We start from the raw sequence: 14,620 nt of genomic DNA, 5'->3' as shown, positions 1-14,620 counted from the left end.
ACCCGCGGTCGGCACCACCCACACCACCACATCGCCAACCCCGGCGCAGGCAGCCGGGAATCCGCGCCCGGCACCCCCTCACACCACCACTCCCCAACCCCAGCGAGCCGGCCGGAACCCGCAGCCAACACCTCCCACACCGGCACTTCCCCATCCCCCGATGGGGGCGGCGCCTGCCGGGAGACCACAATCGACGCGGTGAGGTGTGACCGCGACGGCGTGACCGCCGCGGCCCCACCCGTCCAGGAGAGCGTCGCACCACAACGGATCCGGCCCCAGCGCCGCCGGGCCCTGCACAACTGATCGAGGAGTTCGATGTCGCAGCGGGAACCCGAACTCAGCCGTGAGCTGTTCGGCCGGGTCGGTGACACCGACGTCCACCGGTACTGCCTGGCCACGCCGGGCGGGATCACCGTCCGAGTGCTGGACTACGGCGGTGTGGTCCAGTCGCTGGAGGCGCCGGACCGCGACGGCGTGCCGGCCAACGTGGTGCTCGGCTTCTCGACGCTCGACGACTACGTCGCGAACACGCTGCCCGACGCCACCAGGGTGTTCTTCGGTGCCCTGATCGGCCGGTACGCCAACCGGATCGCCGGGGGCACGTTCACCCTGGACGGCGTCGAGCACCGGGTTCCGCTCAACAACGGGCCGAACAGCCTGCACGGCGGACCGGCGGGCTTCGACACCAAGGTGTGGTCCGCGACCGAGCTGCGCGACGACGACGGCGTCGGCGTGCGGCTCGAGCTGGTGAGCCCGGACGGCGACAGCGGCTTCCCCGCCACCGTGACCGCGCAGGTGACCTACCGGCTCGACCGGGACAACCGGCTGAGCATCACCTACCGCGCGACCGCGGACGCGCCGACCGTGCTCAACCTGACGAACCACACCTACTGGAACCTCGCGGGCGAGGGCAGCGGCGACGTCCTCGGTCACGAGCTGACGCTGCACGCGAGCCGGTTCTGCCCGGTCGACGACACGCTCATCCCGGTGGGCGACCCCACCTCGGTGGAGGCGAGCCCGTTCGACTTCCGGCTGCCGGTCGCGATCGGCGAGCGCATCGACCTGCCGCACCCCCAGCTCGGTGCCGCGGGCGGCTACGACCACAACTGGGTGCTGGACGCCGGGTCCCCGTTCGCCGCAAGGGCCGTGGACCCCGCGTCCGGGCGCGTGCTCACGATGTGGACCACTCAGCCCGGCGTGCAGTTCTACTCGGGCAACTTCCTCACCGAGGAGCTGGTCGGCACGAGCGGACGCCCGTACCGCCGCGGCGCCGGGTTCGCGCTGGAGGCGCAGCACTTCCCGGACTCGCCGAACCGCCCGGACTTCCCGAGCACCGTGCTGCGGCCCGGCGAGGTCTACGAGCAGGAGACGGTCTTCCAGCTGTCCATCGCGGACTGATCCACGTGGCGTGCGCGACCGGGACGGGGCTCAGGCGGTGAGCCCGTCCCGGTCGCGGCGTTCGAAGAACTCGGCGAGGATCACGTTGTCCTCGTAGCCCAGCTCGTGCGCCGCGATCTCCGCGCGGGTGAACCACCGCAACCGCTGGCCCTCGGTGAGCACCACCCGGTCGAGGTCGAGGTCCACCTGCGTCCAGAACGTGTGCTCGACGCCGTAGGACCTCCGCTCGGAGCACAGCGGGCGCACGTCCCGCGGCGCGAGGACGACGCCCATCTCCTCCTCGATCTCCCGCCTGATGCAGTCGTGCGGACGTTCTCCGTCCTCGAGGTAGCCGCCGGGCAGGCACCACGTCCCCGGGAACCTGATCTCGGGCTTGTCGTCGCGCAGGTACAGCAGCACCTGCCCGGCGGAGTTGACCATCACGATGTTCGTTCCCTCGTCCACGGCCCGACTCTGCCGGGCCGCGCGAGTGCCGCACAAGTGCCTGTGGCGCAGGGAGTTCTTCGAATCGACGGGCGAATCGACGTGACGTGAACCTCCCGGCGGGCTGTCTCGTTCAAGAGGGTTGACCCGCACTGCTCGTGAAAGGGCACCTGTCGTGACAGCCGTGTTCCAGGAGTCCGCCCTGCAGGAGCTGTCCCCCGCCGACCGCGACCTGTTCGAGGCCTTCGGCGCGGGGCCGATCCGCACTCCCCCGTTCGACCAGGTCCACCGCGCCGTCGAGACGCACGCGGCGCGGCGCCCGCACCTGACCGCCGTGGAGCACCTCGGCGAGTCGCTGACCTACGGAGAGCTCGACGCCAAGGCGGGGCTGCTGGCCGAGCTGCTGGTCCGCAGCGGTGTGCGGCCGGGTGACCACGTAGGACTGTTCCTCACGCGGTCGATCTCCATGGTGGTGGGCGTTCTGGCGGTGCTCAAGGCGGGAGCGGCCTACGTGCCGCAGGACACGGGCACCACATCCGAGGCACGCCTGCGGCACGTCGTCCGCACCGCGCACATCGACGTGGTGCTCACCACGAGCGCGGACAAGCTGCCCGACCACCTCGCCACGGTCATCGCGATCGACGCACTGCCCGACATCAGCGCGTTCTGCCGCACCCCCACCGCCGACTCCGGCATCGCCGCCGTCATCTTCGCCTCCGGCTCCACCGGTGTGCGGGTCTCCCACGCCAACCTGTGCAACGTCCTGCTCACCGCACCGGGATCGCTGGGCGTCACGCCGGGGACCAGGGTGGCGCAACTGCTGGACATCGCGTGCGATCTGGCGATGTGGGAGGTCCTCGGCACCCTCGCCAACGGCGGCACGCTGGTGCTCCGCGGCGACAACGCCGGCCGGGCGGCGAGCACCGCGGACGTCGTGATCGCCACGCCCGACGTGCTGGCCTCTTTGGACCCGCGTGCGTGCCGGCGGGTGCGCACGGTCGCGGTCGCCGGTGAGCGCTGCCCGCAGGCGCTGGCGGACGTGTGGGCGCGCCGCGTGGCCTTCTACCACGGCTTCGGTCCGGCTGAGACGACCATCGTCAACACCGTGCAGCGCCATCAACCGGGTGATGGACAGCTCACCATCGGCGAACCTGTGCCGAACACGACCGTGTACGTGCTCGATGACGACCTGCAACCGTGCCCCATCGGGGCGGTCGGCGAGATGTGGGTCGGCGGAGCGGGCGTGACCGCCGGGTACGCGGATGACCTCGACCTGACCGCCCGGCACTACCACCCCGATCCGTTCCTCGGTGGCGACCACCTGATGTTCCGCACCCGCGACCTCGCCCGGTGGACGGCCGACGGCCGGCTGGAGCACCACGGCCGCGCCGGCGACCAGGTCGAGGTGCTGGGGTTCCGGTTCGAGCTGGCCTCCGTCATCGCGGCGCTGGAGTGCTCGGCGGGTTGCGACCGCGCCACGGCGCTGGTGCACGGCGGACGGCTCGTCGGGTTCGTCAGCCCCGCCACCGCGGCACCGGAGGCGGCCAGGCGCGCGGTCTCCCGGCGGTTGCCCCACTACTGCGTGCCCGCGCTGATCGTCCCGGTCGACGCGCTGCCGACCACGGAGCGCGGTGAGGTGGACCGCCGGGCGCTGGTGTCGCTGCTGGACGGGTTGCGGCAGGAGTCCGCGGCATGACAGCCGCCGGCGCGAGGTGCACCATGGCCCAGGACAGGGTCACGCTGCTGCGAGCGCTCTACGAGGGGCACGCCGCCGCGTTGTGGCGCTACGCCCTGCGGCTCACCGGGGACGAACAGCTCGCCGAGGACGTCGTCCAGGAGGCGCTGCTGCGGGCGTGGCGGCATCCCGAGGTGCTGGCGCAAGGTTCTTCGGCGGCCAAGGCGTGGCTCTACACCGTGGCGCACAACTACGCCGTGGACGAGCGCCGCAGCGCCCGCGCCCGGCGGGAGGTCGAGTCGGCCCGCCTGCCGGAACGCTCCCGGGCCGACCACACCGACGCCACCCTCGACGCCTGGCTCGTCGCCGACGCGCTGGCGACGCTGAGCCCCGAGCACCGGGTGGTGATCGTGCGGGCCTACTACCGCGGCGAGTCCATCGCCGAGCTGGCCGCCGCGCTGGGCCTGCCCCAGGGCACGGTGAAGTCGCGGCTGCACTACGGCCTGCGGGCGTTGCGGCTCGCGTTGCGGGAGAACGGGGTGACGGGACTGTGATCGCGCCGGCGGACCCGTTCCGGGAGTGGGACGTCGCCTACGTGCTGGGGTCGCTGTCGCCGGCGGACCGGCTGGCCTACGAGCGGCACCTCGTGCGGTGCCCGTCGTGCGAGGCCGAGGTCTGCCGGGCCGCCGGGACGGCGGGGCTCCTCGCGCGGCTGCCGGCGGCGTGGGCGGTCTCGCCGTCGATGCAGGGCGCGGTGAACCCGGTGGTGGAGCCTCCCGCACGGGCCAGGGCGGCGCGGAGGCGCCTGGTGGTGGTCACGGCGGTGCTCGTCGCCGCCGTGACCGGAGCCGCGCTCAGCGCGGTCTTCTGCGGGTAGGCGCGCCCGGCGCCTGCTCGGCCGCCGGATCCCGCACCGCGAACGCCGGTGCGGGATCCGGCCCGCGTCACGGCGTGGAGAGCTCGAAGCGCTGCACGGTGACCGCGCCGCCGAGCGCCTGCGTGGCGTGGTTGAAAATGCCGAAGCGGTAGCCCATGAAGAACTGCCACTCGTTCTTGAGCGTGAAGCCGGTGCCCAGCGACGTGAAGTTCACCCCGTCGGTGCTGTAGGAGAACCGGGCCTGCCGGCCGCTCCCCGGGCGGATGTCCGCGTTGGCGCGCAACCAGATCCGGTTCCCGGTGAGGTTCGCCGACGCGATCTCGGTGCCGGTGCCGGTGGTGTTCCAGTTGCTGTCCATCGTCAGGCCGTTGACCATGGCGACTCTGTTGCGGCCGTTGTCGCGTTTGACGCCGATCCACGCCGACGAGTCGCGCAGCATCGCGAGACCGCTGCGGTCGCCGTCGCGCATCGAGGTCAGGTCCAGCGTGACGGTGGCCGTGGAGGTCGGGCCCTGGACGCGGTGGGTGAGGGTGTTCCTGGCGTTGTAGAGGTCGTTGGTGACGGTCGCGGTGGACAGCCGCAGACCGTTGTTGACGCTGTACTTCGTCGTGTCCGGGTTGTGGTTCCACTCCCACTGCGGTTTGAGCGAGGTGCCGTCGAAGGTGTCCACCCCCGTCATGGGTTTGACCGGGCGCGTCGGCAGGTTCGGTCTCGGGTAGTTCACGCCCCAGCGGCCGTTGACCGTCGTGACGCGCGGCCAGCCGTCGGAGGTCCACGTGATCGGTGCGAGCACCGGCACGCGGCCGCCGGGGTAGGCGTCGACGAACGCCATGTAGTACCAGTCGCCGTTCTGCGTCTGCACCATCCCGCCCTGGTGCGGCACTCCGCCGCCCTGGATCGGGCCGGGCAGGTCGAGCAGCACCTGCTGGACCGTGTAGGGGCCGAACGGGCTCGACGACTTGAGCACGTACTGGCCGTTCGCGGGCCTGGTGAGCCAGATGTAGTAGTTGCCGCCCCGCTTGTAGAACCGCGCGCCCTCGAGGGTCCCGATGTTCGGCGGCGTCTGGAACACCTGCTGCGAGCGCACCTCGGACTTCCCGTCCGCGGAGAGCTGCGCGACGCTGATCGTGGTGTTGCCGTAGGCGACGTACATCGTGTCGTTGTCGTCGATCAGCAGCCCGGCGTCGTAGTAGCACTTGTTGATCGTCGACAGCTTGGACCACTGGGCGTCCACCGAGGCGGCGGTGTAGATGTGGGTCTGGGCGAAGTCGACGCACCCGCCCCAGTAGAAGGTGTTGTTGCTCTTGCGGTGGTTCAGGAACGACGCCCAGATGCCCCGGACGTAACCCCTGCCGCCGTTGAGGTCGTACTTGGCGCCGAAGTCCAGCCGTGGCACCGAGTGCCCGGCGAACTCCCAGTTCACCAGGTCGTAGGAGCGCAGGACCGGCGCGCCCGGCGAGTAGTGCATGGTCGACGCCGAGTAGTAGTACGCGTCGCCCACGCGGATGATGTCGATGTCCGCGAAGTCCTGCCACAGCACCGGGTTGGTGAACGTCGAAGGCTGCGGCGTCGTGGTGGTCGGCGTCGTGCTGGTCGTGGTCGTGCTGGTCGTGGTCGTCGTGGTCGGACCTCCGTTGCCGGAACAGCTCGTGCCGTTGAGCCGGAAGGACGCCGGGTCGGGGTTGTCCGCGCCGGTCGTGCCGTTGAACCCGAACTCGACCTTGCCGCCAGTGGGAACGGAACCGTTGTAGGCGGCGTTGCGCGCGCTGACCTGCTCGCCGCTCTGCGTGATCACGGCGTTCCAGTGCTGCCCGACCTGCTGGCCGGAGCCGTAGGTCCACTCGAGCGTCCAGCCGGTGATCGCGTCACCGGTGTTGGTGATCGTCACGGACGCGCCGAAGCCTCCCTGCCACTCGGAGGTCTTGGTGTAGGTGACCGAGCAGCCGGGGGCGGCCTGCGCCGCCGTGGTCGCGGCGAGTCCCGCGGTCGTCAGGGTCAGGGCGGACAGCGCCGCCGCGGCCGGAACCCATCTCATGATCGTGACCACCTCTGGTTGGACTGGCCGTTGCACGTCCACAGCACCAGCCGGGACCCGTTGCCGGTCGCGGCCCGCTCCACGTCCAGGCAGGTGCCGGAGCTGGCGTTGCGCACCGACCCGTCGGCCTGCACCGTCCAGCGCTGGTTGGCCTGGCCGTTGCACTGCCAGCTGATGACCCGCGTGCCGTTCGCGGTGCCCTGGTCGTAGGCGTCGAGGCACTTGTCGCCGAACACGCGGATCTCACCGTTCGCCCAGGAGGTCCACTGCTGGGAGGCGGCGGTGTGGCAGTCCTGGATCACGACCGCGGCGCCCGCGGCGGTGGAACCGTTCTCCACGTCGAGGCACCGGTTCGACCCCGCCCCGCGCAGTCGCGAGGTGGTGTTCTGCAGCGGGCTCCCCCCGCTCACCCGGAACGCGGTGACGCCGTGCGCGGGGACGGAGGCCGAGATCGCGCCGGACGTGCCGGACGTCGCACCGGTCCACAGGTCGGTGAGCGTGAAGGCGCTGCCCGACAGGCCGATCTGGGCGGCCGTGGTGGCGATGGTCGCCGCGCCGCTGCCCCGGTTGAACAGGCCGACGGCGACCGAGCCGTCCGCGAGCGGTTTGGCGAACACCTCGGTGACGCCATCGTCGCGCACCCGGCGGCCGCCCGCGCCCAGGCCGTCCTGGTTCACCGCGATCAGGCGCTGGTTGCGCAGGACCGCGCTCACGTCGGCGGACATGGTGCGGATGTCGTTGCCCGCCATCAGCGGCGCCGCCATCAGCGCCCACAGCGTGAAGTGCGAGCGGGACTCGGTGAGGGTGAGGCCGGGGCGTCCGACCACCAGCATGTCCGGGTCGTTCCAGTGGCCGGGGCCTGCCTGGACGGCGAGCGGGGCGTTGACGTCGACGACGTTGCCGACGCCCATCGGGTAGCTGTTGACGTTGCCGTTCTGCCAGATGTCGAGCAGGTCCTCGGTGGTGCGCCACAGGTCGGCGACCTCGCCCCAGTTGTACCGGTCGCCGGTGATGGGGTGGAAGCTGTTGGGGTTGATGCTGTAGACGATCGGGCGGCCGGTGGCGCGCGGGGCATCGCGCATGATCGAGAACCGGGCGACCTGCTCGTCGCGGGTGCCGGCGCCCGAGCACCAGTCGTACTTCAGGTAGTCCACGCCCCAGGACGCGAACGTGCGCGCGTCCTGGACCTCGTGGCCCTTGCTGCCGGTCGAACCGGGGTGGGCGCCGGTGCCCTGCGCGCACGTCTTCTCGTTCGGGGCCTGGTAGATGCCGAACTTCAGCCCGCGTGCGTGGATGTAGTCGCCCAGCGCCTTCATCCCGCTCGGGAACTTGGTGGGGTGCGCCCGCAGGTTCCCCGCGGAGTCGCGCTGCGGGTCGAACCAGCAGTCGTCCACGACCACGTACTGGTAGCCGGCGTCGCGCATGCCCGACGACACCATCGCGTCGGCGGCCTGGCGCACCTGGCTCTCGGTGATGCCGCAGCCGAAGCTGTTCCAGCTGTTCCAGCCGAGCGGCGGGGTCAGGGCCGGGCTGCCGGGAGCGGCGGGCGCCGTGGCGGGGACTGCGGTGACCGCCGTGACCGCCGCCAGCAGCGCGGCGGCGAGGTACAGCGGTTTCCTGGACCGGATGGGCATCGTTGCCCCTCTCTCCTCGCAGGGAAGGCGCCGCCGGAACAGGTGCCCGGCGGCGGTGGTCCCGTGGGTCAGCAGGTCGAGTTGGTCTGGGTCAGCAGGCCGAGCCGCCAGGGCAGCTTGTTGTACTCACCGCCGGCGTTGGGATCCATGCCCTGGTACAGGTAGCTGAGCTTGCAGGGGCTGATCTCCATCGTCTGGTCGACGTTGGTGCGCACCATCTCGCCGTGGCTGATGTCGCGGGTCCACTGCCCGCCGGGGAACGACACGTTGTTGGCGCGGGCGAAGGGGTTCGACTCGGTGTCCGCCAGCGCCGTCCACGGACCGGTGATCGACGGGGCGGTCCAGGACCGGAACCAGCGGCGGCCGTCCGAGCCGATCGCCTCGTGCACCAGCAGCCACTGGTTCTTGCCCGCGATCTTGTAGACGTTGGCCGCCTCGAACAACCGGTTGCGGTTGCTGTCCTGCATGGCGATCACCGTGTTGGTGAAGCCGTTGGGGAACTGGGCGAGGCTGGTCTCCGAGCGGTAGAGGTGGCCGTTGTCGTCGGAGGAGAACAGGTAGCACTTCGCGGTGTCGCACACCGTCCAGAAGTCCACCCAGTAGCCGTTGCCGATGTTGTCGCGGATGATCTGCGGCATGCCGTTGGCGTAGAAGTTCTTCGGCGTGGACCACGACGCGGGGTTCGAGATGTCGGTGGTCGTGGAATACGACGCGTTCGACCCGGTCTGGTAGACGAGGTACCAGAGGCGTTGCGGCGCGAAGTAGAACACCTGCGGCGCGGCCCGGTAGCCGGCGCCGATGCCGGAGCGGTCGAGGTAGTAGTGCGGTGCGGCCGACGCCTGGGACCAGTCGGAGAAGCTGGTGTACATCAGGTTGTAGCCGTCGGTGTAGGTGGACGCGAAGACGTGGTACTTGCCGTTGTGGTAGATCACGCTCGGGTCCTTGACCGCCACGTTCGGGTGCGTGGCGTCCGGCTTCGGGCTGATCAGCACGCCGCTGGAGTTCCAGCGGAAGCTCGACGGCAGGTTGCCGACCGGCGGGTTGCCCGTCGTCGTCGTGGTGGTCGTGGTCGTGGTGGGGCCGACGTCACCGGTGCACAAGGTGCCGTTGAGCGTGAAGGCCGTGGGGCTCGGGTTCGTCGTGCCGGTGGAGGAGCCGTTGAACCCGAACTCGACCCGCCCGCCGGTGGGGATCGCCGCGTTGTAGGAGACGTTGCGCGCGGTCACCTCCGCCCCGGACTGGGTCGCCTGGGCGTTCCAGGCCTGCTTCACCTGCTGACCGGCACCGAAGCTCCAGGTGAGCGTCCAGCCGTCGATCGCGTCACCGAGGTTGGTAACGGCGACGCTCGCCGTGAAGCCACCGTCCCATTGCGACGGTGCGGAGTAGGACACCGAGCAGCCGGGCGCGGCCGCGGCGGGCTGGTGGGCGACGGCGGTCAGCGTGGCCACCGCGATGAGCGGGACCGCGGCGACGGCGGTGAGCCGGGTTCGCCGGGACGTGAACATTCGTGCGAAGAACATGATCACCCTTCATCGTCGGAGGGAGCGAGGTCACGCACTGGCGCAGTCGGCGGTTCCCACCGCCGCGGCACCGGATCCGGACGCGATGAAGCCGAACACCACCGAGGCGTTGGGGCTGATCGTGCCGTTGTAGGGAGCGTTGGTGACCGTGCCCGAGCCGTCGGCGGTGCCACCCCAGAGCTGCGTCACCGCGTGACCGCCCGGCAGGGCGAACCGGACGGTCCAGCCGGTGATGGCCGCCGCGGTGGGGTTGGTGACGGTGACCTCGGCCTGGAAGCCGCCGCCCCAGCTGCCGACCACGCGCGGCGTCGCGGTGCAGGTGCCGCCGGGCGCGGGCGGGTCGCCGATGCTGCCCGGCACCGCCGACAGGGCGTTGAACCAGACCGTCGCCATCTTGCTGTAGCCGGCGGCGTTCGGGTGGATGCCGTCGGGCAGGTCGGAGACCGGCACAGCGGGGTACATGTCCACGACGTGCACCCGCTTGCCCGCGGCGGCTTTCGCGCGCAGCAACGGGACGATGGCGGCGTTGTAGGCGCGGACGGTGGCGTCGGCGAACCGGATCGGGATGATCGTCGAGACGAACACGTCCGCGCCCGGCGCCTGGGCGGTGATCTTGTCCACCAGCGCGGAGAGCCGTCGCGGCGCACCGGCCGGGTCGCTGCCGTACATGTCGTTGGTGCCGATGTGCAGCAGGATCGTGCGCGGTGTGTACGTCCGCAACCAGTTCACGACGTTCCCGTCGACCTGCGCGATGGTCCAGCCGGGGTGGCCCTCGTGGTTGCGGTCGGGCATCGAGCCCGGCCCGTCCGCGAGCGAGCCGACGAAGTCGACCGTGCGCCCGGCGGACCTCAGCTTCGCCCCGAGGTCGAGCCGGTAGCCACCGATCGAGCCGCCCTGGGTGATCGAGTCGCCCAGGGGCATGACGCGCACCGGATCGGCTGATGGCGCCGCACCATCCACAGTGGACTGATCGGCGACCGCGGGTGACACCGCCAGCAGGGTGGCGGCCAGTGCACCGCACAGCGCTTTGAGCGGGCTCGGCATGATGAGCCTTTCGTCGTCGAGCGGTCAGCGGCAGCGGCGGCTGACAGCCAGGCTAGAAGACCCCGTCACACCCGGTCAAAGCTAAATGTGAGCGCTAACTTTTAGCACCTCGGGCTCCGGGTATGCGCAAGTCAGCACCATGAGCGTTCTGGCTGTTAACGCGAACAACAGCGTTTCAAACACCGGGTCTGGCGACTGAACCGCCCTCGCGCACCGGCATCGGGACCCGCTGGATCGACGGAGGCCGGACGTCGAGCCGCCGCCGTTCCACGACGTCCAGCAGCACCTCCACCGCCCGCGCGCCGAGCTCCTGGTTCGGCAGGGCGATCGTCGTCAGCCGGGGACGCATCCACGATGCGACCGGGTGGTCGTCGAACCCGAGCACGGAGACGTCACCCGGCACCGACAGCCCGGCCTCGCCGAGCGCCTGGTAGGCGCCGAACGCCAGGCGGTCGTCGAAGCACACCAACGCCTTGGGCCGGTGGAGGCGCAGCAGCTCCCTGGTGGCGCGGTAGCCGTCCTCCGGAGTCCACTTGGGACAGCGGTGGGCGCTGACCACCTCGATGCCGGCCGCGGCGAACACCTCGCGCAGCCCGATGAGGCGCTCCACGGCCGCGATGCCGTGCGGCGGCACGTCGTAGGGGCCCGGTCCCGCACCGATCAGGTGGACGCCCCGGCCGTGCCCTGCCTCGACGAGGATGCGGGCCGCGGCGCGGCCGCCCTCCACCTCGTCGGCCACCACGGCCGGCAGGCCCGGCTGGGCCGCGGCGGTGGCGTTGAGGAGCACGGCGGGCCCGTGCCGCAGGCCGTCCGGCACGGTGACCACCCTCGTGCCCACGGCGGCGAAGACGATGCCGTCCGTCCGCCGGTCCCGCATCTGCTCGACCAGCGCCCGTTCCACGGCCGGGTCGCCGCCGGACTCGCCGACGAACAGCATGAAGCCGTGCCGGTACGCGGCCTCCACCGCGCCCTTGACCACCTCGCCCGCCAGGCCGGACGACTCGACGGCGCCGAGCACGAACCCGATCGTCTGCGACCGCCCCGACCGCGGTCTCGTCGCCAGGGTGCCGCGCCGGTAACCCAGCTCCTGGGCGGTCGAGCGCACCCGCCGCTCGGCCGCCTCCGAGATGCGCAGCTCCCGCGCGCGTCCGGTCAGGACGAGCGAGGCCGTCGTGACCGACACCCCGCTCGCCGCCGCGACGTCGGCCAGGGTCACGCGCGTTCGTCCCACCGGGGATCCGCCTCCCGCTGCTGTACGGGCTCAACTCTGCGTCCCCGTTGAAGATTCCACGAAACAGCCGCGAACACACCCTCCCGCCGAACCGGTCGGGGTGGAGGGACGGTCACGGCAGCACGAAAAGGCGGTTCCCCGCCACGGCAGGCAATGCCGTGACGGGGAACCGCTTCTACCGCTACCGCCTCAGGAGCAGGCGACGTCGTTCAGCACCGGCGACGAGAACGGCGGCGTACCGGCGTACGAGGCGTTGTACCCGATGGTCATCTGCGCGCCGGACGCGATCGAGCCGTTCCAGGCGGCGTTCGCCACCCGCACGACGTCACCCGTGTCGGTCCACGTGCCGCTCCAGCCCTGGAGGACGGACACACCGGGAGCCGAGAACGTGAACGTCCAACCGTTGATCGCCGCACCGCGGTTCTCGATCACGATCTCCGCGCTGTAGCCGCCCTGCCATTGGCTGATCACGCGGTGGGTCGCCCGGCACCCACCGCCGGGGTTGGTACCCGTGGTGGTGGTCGTGGTCGTCGTGGTCGTCGTCGTGGTCGTGGTGATCGGGCCCGCCGCAACGGCGAGCTCGTAGGCGCGCTGCGGCACGAACTGACCGGCCGGCGCGATGCAGCCGTCCGCCTCGCCCGGCAGCTTGACCCACAGGAACGCGTCGATCTTCGAGTCCCCGGTGTTCGTCGTGCTGGGCGTGCCGATCGCGCGCCCGGCCGGGTCGCACCACTCGCTGCCGGCGGGACCGTTGCCGTTGCGGCTCGTGTCGACGACCGCCTTGAGGCGGCTGTCGCCGACGGCGTTGAGCACGGCCTTGGCGAAGTTGACCGAGTCGGAGGTGGTGCGGTAGTTCGACACGTTGGTCGAGATGCCGTCGGCGCTGTTGGAGATGTCCGCGCCGCGCAACCGGTTCGCGGCCTCCGCCGGGTTGAGCCACGCGGAGTGGCCGATGTCGAAGTACACCTTGGCCTGCGCGGAACCGGACTTGAGCTTCTTGCCGGCGTAGGCCATCGACGCCCTGGTCTGGTTCTGCTGGTCGGCGTTCTGGCAGTTCGTCATGAGCGGCAGCACGTCCGGTTCCAGCACGATCGTCGCCGGCCGGCCCGCCAGGCCCGCCGCGACCTCGTCCACCCACGCCCGGTAGGCCTCGTGCGAGGGCGCTCCGCCGCCGCTCGCGCCACCGCAGTCGCGGTTGGGGATGTTGTAGACCACCATGATCGGGATCTTCCCGGCGGACGCCGCCGCGCCGACGAACGAGCTGACCTCCGAGCGCACCGTCGAGGTGTTGGTCGTGGTGTACCAGCGCGCCTGCGGGACCGAGGCGATCCGATCGCGGATCACCGCCGCCCGCGAGTCACCGGGGTTCGCGGCCACCCACCGCGCTCCGGCCGTCGCCGGGTCGACGTAGAACGCCGACTCCGCCGCGCTGACGGTGGTGCCGCCGCTGACCACCAGGGTGGCGACGCCGGCGACGACCGCGCCGGCGAGCAGGCACGCGCCCGATCCCCGCTTCCACCGTGCCATCGTGCTGCTTCCTCTCATCGTGCCGGATGACCGTTGCGGCGTGGGGGTACCGGCGTGGGCCGGATCGATTGCTCTCATTCGGGTCCTCGCAGCGTCGTTGCTGGTGGGCAGGAGTTCGCGCACGGTGCGCGAGAGCGCTCTCACATGCGGTGCGGCGACTTCTCGGTCGCATGGTCGGACGACCGGTCCACACCGGACCGGCACCGCGGAAAGCGAATACGAGTTGGGGTCAACGTAGCCGCGCGACACCGGAGCGTCAATGCCGGAAGCGTTCGTGCCGACCACCACCGAATTTCCTCGAATGCGTTCGACGATCGTGCTCAAACGTTTTGACGTTCACACCGGTAGTGCTCGCCCGCATTTCTACGCCGATCAGGTCAACCTGCTGTCGAATTCGACGATGGCTGCTTGTGAGCGTGAACACGCGGCTGCCACACTCCTGGGCGGCAACGGCGGGCGATCCCGGCACACGACCGGCAATCCATGCGGCCCACCGCGATCCGGCACTGGCGCACCGGGTCCGGCCAACCGTCCCGGCCACCCACCACCCCGATCACGGGGTGATCTCGCGAAAGCGTGGAAGATGAAACTGACATCGAGGTCGGCATCGCTGATCCCACTGGTGGCAACGGTCTCGGCAGCGGCTCTCGGCGCCACGCTGCTCGTGACCGCTACGGCGAATGCGGCGACGACTTTGGGGGCTGCGGCGGCGCAGTCGGGTCGTTACTTCGGCACGGCGGTGGCGGCGGGCAAGCTGGGTGACTCGACGTATGTGAACATCTTGAACACGGAGTTCACCATGGTCACTGCCGAGAACGAGATGAAGTGGGACGCGACGGAGCCCAACCGGGGTCAGTTCTCCTACTCGGCGGGTGATCGGATCCTCAACCACGCGGTGGGCAACGGCAAGCGGGTGCGGGGGCACGCGTTGCTGTGGCACCAGCAGCAGCCGGGCTGGGCGCAGGCGTTGAGCGGGGCGGAGCTGCGGCGGGCGGCGATCAACCACGTCACGCAGGTCGCGACGCACTACCGGGGGAAGATCCATTCGTGGGACGTGGTGAACGAGGCGTTCGCCGACGGGGGCAGTGGTGGGCGGCGGGACTCGAACCTGCAGCGCACGGGCAACGACTGGATCGAGGAGGCGTTCCGTGCGGCTCGTGCGGCCGATCCGGGTGCGAAGCTGTGCTACAACGACTACAACACCGATGGGATCAACCCGAAGTCGACCGGGATCTACAACATGGTGCGGGATTTCA

12 protein-coding genes are annotated in these 14,620 nt (G+C 70.7%); 5 read left to right on the top strand and 7 right to left on the bottom strand.

Annotation, left to right across the window (positions count from 1 at the left end; translation table 11 throughout):
* The first annotated feature begins 315 nt into the window (after positions 1-315).
* On the top strand, positions 316-1,398 hold the full coding sequence (locus BMW88_RS35700) for an aldose epimerase family protein (RefSeq protein WP_089959855.1): 1,083 nt from the start codon (positions 316-318) through the stop codon (positions 1,396-1,398).
* A gap of 30 nt (positions 1,399-1,428) precedes the next feature.
* Here the strand turns inward: BMW88_RS35700 and BMW88_RS35695 are convergent, their stop codons facing one another.
* The gene (locus tag BMW88_RS35695; RefSeq protein WP_218148334.1) at positions 1,429-1,842 is read right to left on the bottom strand and encodes an NUDIX hydrolase; all 414 of its coding nucleotides are present in this window, start codon (positions 1,840-1,842) and stop codon (positions 1,429-1,431) included.
* Between the two features lie 154 nt (positions 1,843-1,996).
* On the opposite strand from BMW88_RS35695, the gene BMW88_RS35690 reads away from it, so the two are divergent.
* From BMW88_RS35690 to BMW88_RS35680, 3 genes are read left to right on the top strand one after another with little or no spacing between them, the layout of a single operon-like run.
* Positions 1,997-3,517 (top strand): AMP-binding protein, encoded by a 1,521-nt coding sequence (locus BMW88_RS35690; protein ID WP_089959851.1) that lies wholly within the window; start codon positions 1,997-1,999, stop codon positions 3,515-3,517.
* A 23-nt stretch (positions 3,518-3,540) separates the two neighbouring features.
* Positions 3,541-4,050 (top strand): sigma-70 family RNA polymerase sigma factor, encoded by a 510-nt coding sequence (locus BMW88_RS35685; RefSeq protein WP_089959848.1) that lies wholly within the window; start codon positions 3,541-3,543, stop codon positions 4,048-4,050.
* Positions 4,047-4,373 carry an anti-sigma factor family protein gene (locus tag BMW88_RS35680; protein WP_089959844.1) on the top strand — a complete coding sequence of 109 codons (327 nt, stop codon included), beginning with the start codon at positions 4,047-4,049 and terminating at the stop codon, positions 4,371-4,373. Before BMW88_RS35685 ends, BMW88_RS35680 begins: the two co-directional genes overlap by 4 nt.
* Before the next feature lie 67 nt (positions 4,374-4,440).
* On the opposite strand, the gene BMW88_RS35675 is transcribed toward BMW88_RS35680, so the two are convergent.
* The 6 genes from BMW88_RS35675 to BMW88_RS35650 form a co-directional block, all read right to left on the bottom strand.
* A complete protein-coding gene (locus BMW88_RS35675) occupies positions 4,441-6,408 on the bottom strand; it encodes a family 43 glycosylhydrolase (protein ID WP_089960103.1) in 1,968 nt (655 codons plus the stop codon).
* Positions 6,405-8,042 carry a glycoside hydrolase family 27 protein gene (locus BMW88_RS35670; RefSeq protein ID WP_089959841.1) on the bottom strand — a complete coding sequence of 546 codons (1,638 nt, stop codon included), beginning with the start codon at positions 8,040-8,042 and terminating at the stop codon, positions 6,405-6,407. Before BMW88_RS35670 ends, BMW88_RS35675 begins: the two co-directional genes overlap by 4 nt.
* A gap of 68 nt (positions 8,043-8,110) precedes the next feature.
* Positions 8,111-9,562, bottom strand: a complete 1,452-nt coding sequence (locus BMW88_RS35665; protein ID WP_089960100.1) for a glycoside hydrolase family 62 protein — start codon at positions 9,560-9,562, stop codon at positions 8,111-8,113.
* Between the two features lie 30 nt (positions 9,563-9,592).
* Entirely contained in the window at positions 9,593-10,606 is a 1,014-nt protein-coding gene (locus BMW88_RS35660) for a GDSL-type esterase/lipase family protein (protein ID WP_089959838.1), read from the bottom strand.
* 175 nt (positions 10,607-10,781) lie between these two features.
* Positions 10,782-11,822 carry a LacI family DNA-binding transcriptional regulator gene (locus BMW88_RS35655; protein ID WP_218148333.1) on the bottom strand — a complete coding sequence of 347 codons (1,041 nt, stop codon included), beginning with the start codon at positions 11,820-11,822 and terminating at the stop codon, positions 10,782-10,784.
* Between the two features lie 204 nt (positions 11,823-12,026).
* On the bottom strand, positions 12,027-13,364 hold the full coding sequence (locus tag BMW88_RS35650; protein WP_089959833.1) for a glycoside hydrolase family 6 protein: 1,338 nt from the start codon (positions 13,362-13,364) through the stop codon (positions 12,027-12,029).
* 583 nt (positions 13,365-13,947) lie between these two features.
* Between BMW88_RS35650 and BMW88_RS35645 the strand changes: the two genes are divergently transcribed.
* Positions 13,948-14,620 (top strand): endo-1,4-beta-xylanase (locus tag BMW88_RS35645; RefSeq protein ID WP_143116423.1); only part of this gene is annotated, 673 nt, incomplete at its 3' end.

Origin of the sequence: Lentzea xinjiangensis (assembly GCF_900110955.1) — a bacterium.
Lineage (GTDB): Bacteria > Actinomycetota > Actinomycetes > Mycobacteriales > Pseudonocardiaceae > Lentzea > Lentzea xinjiangensis.
This window is presented reverse-complemented; position numbering and strand designations above follow the sequence as displayed.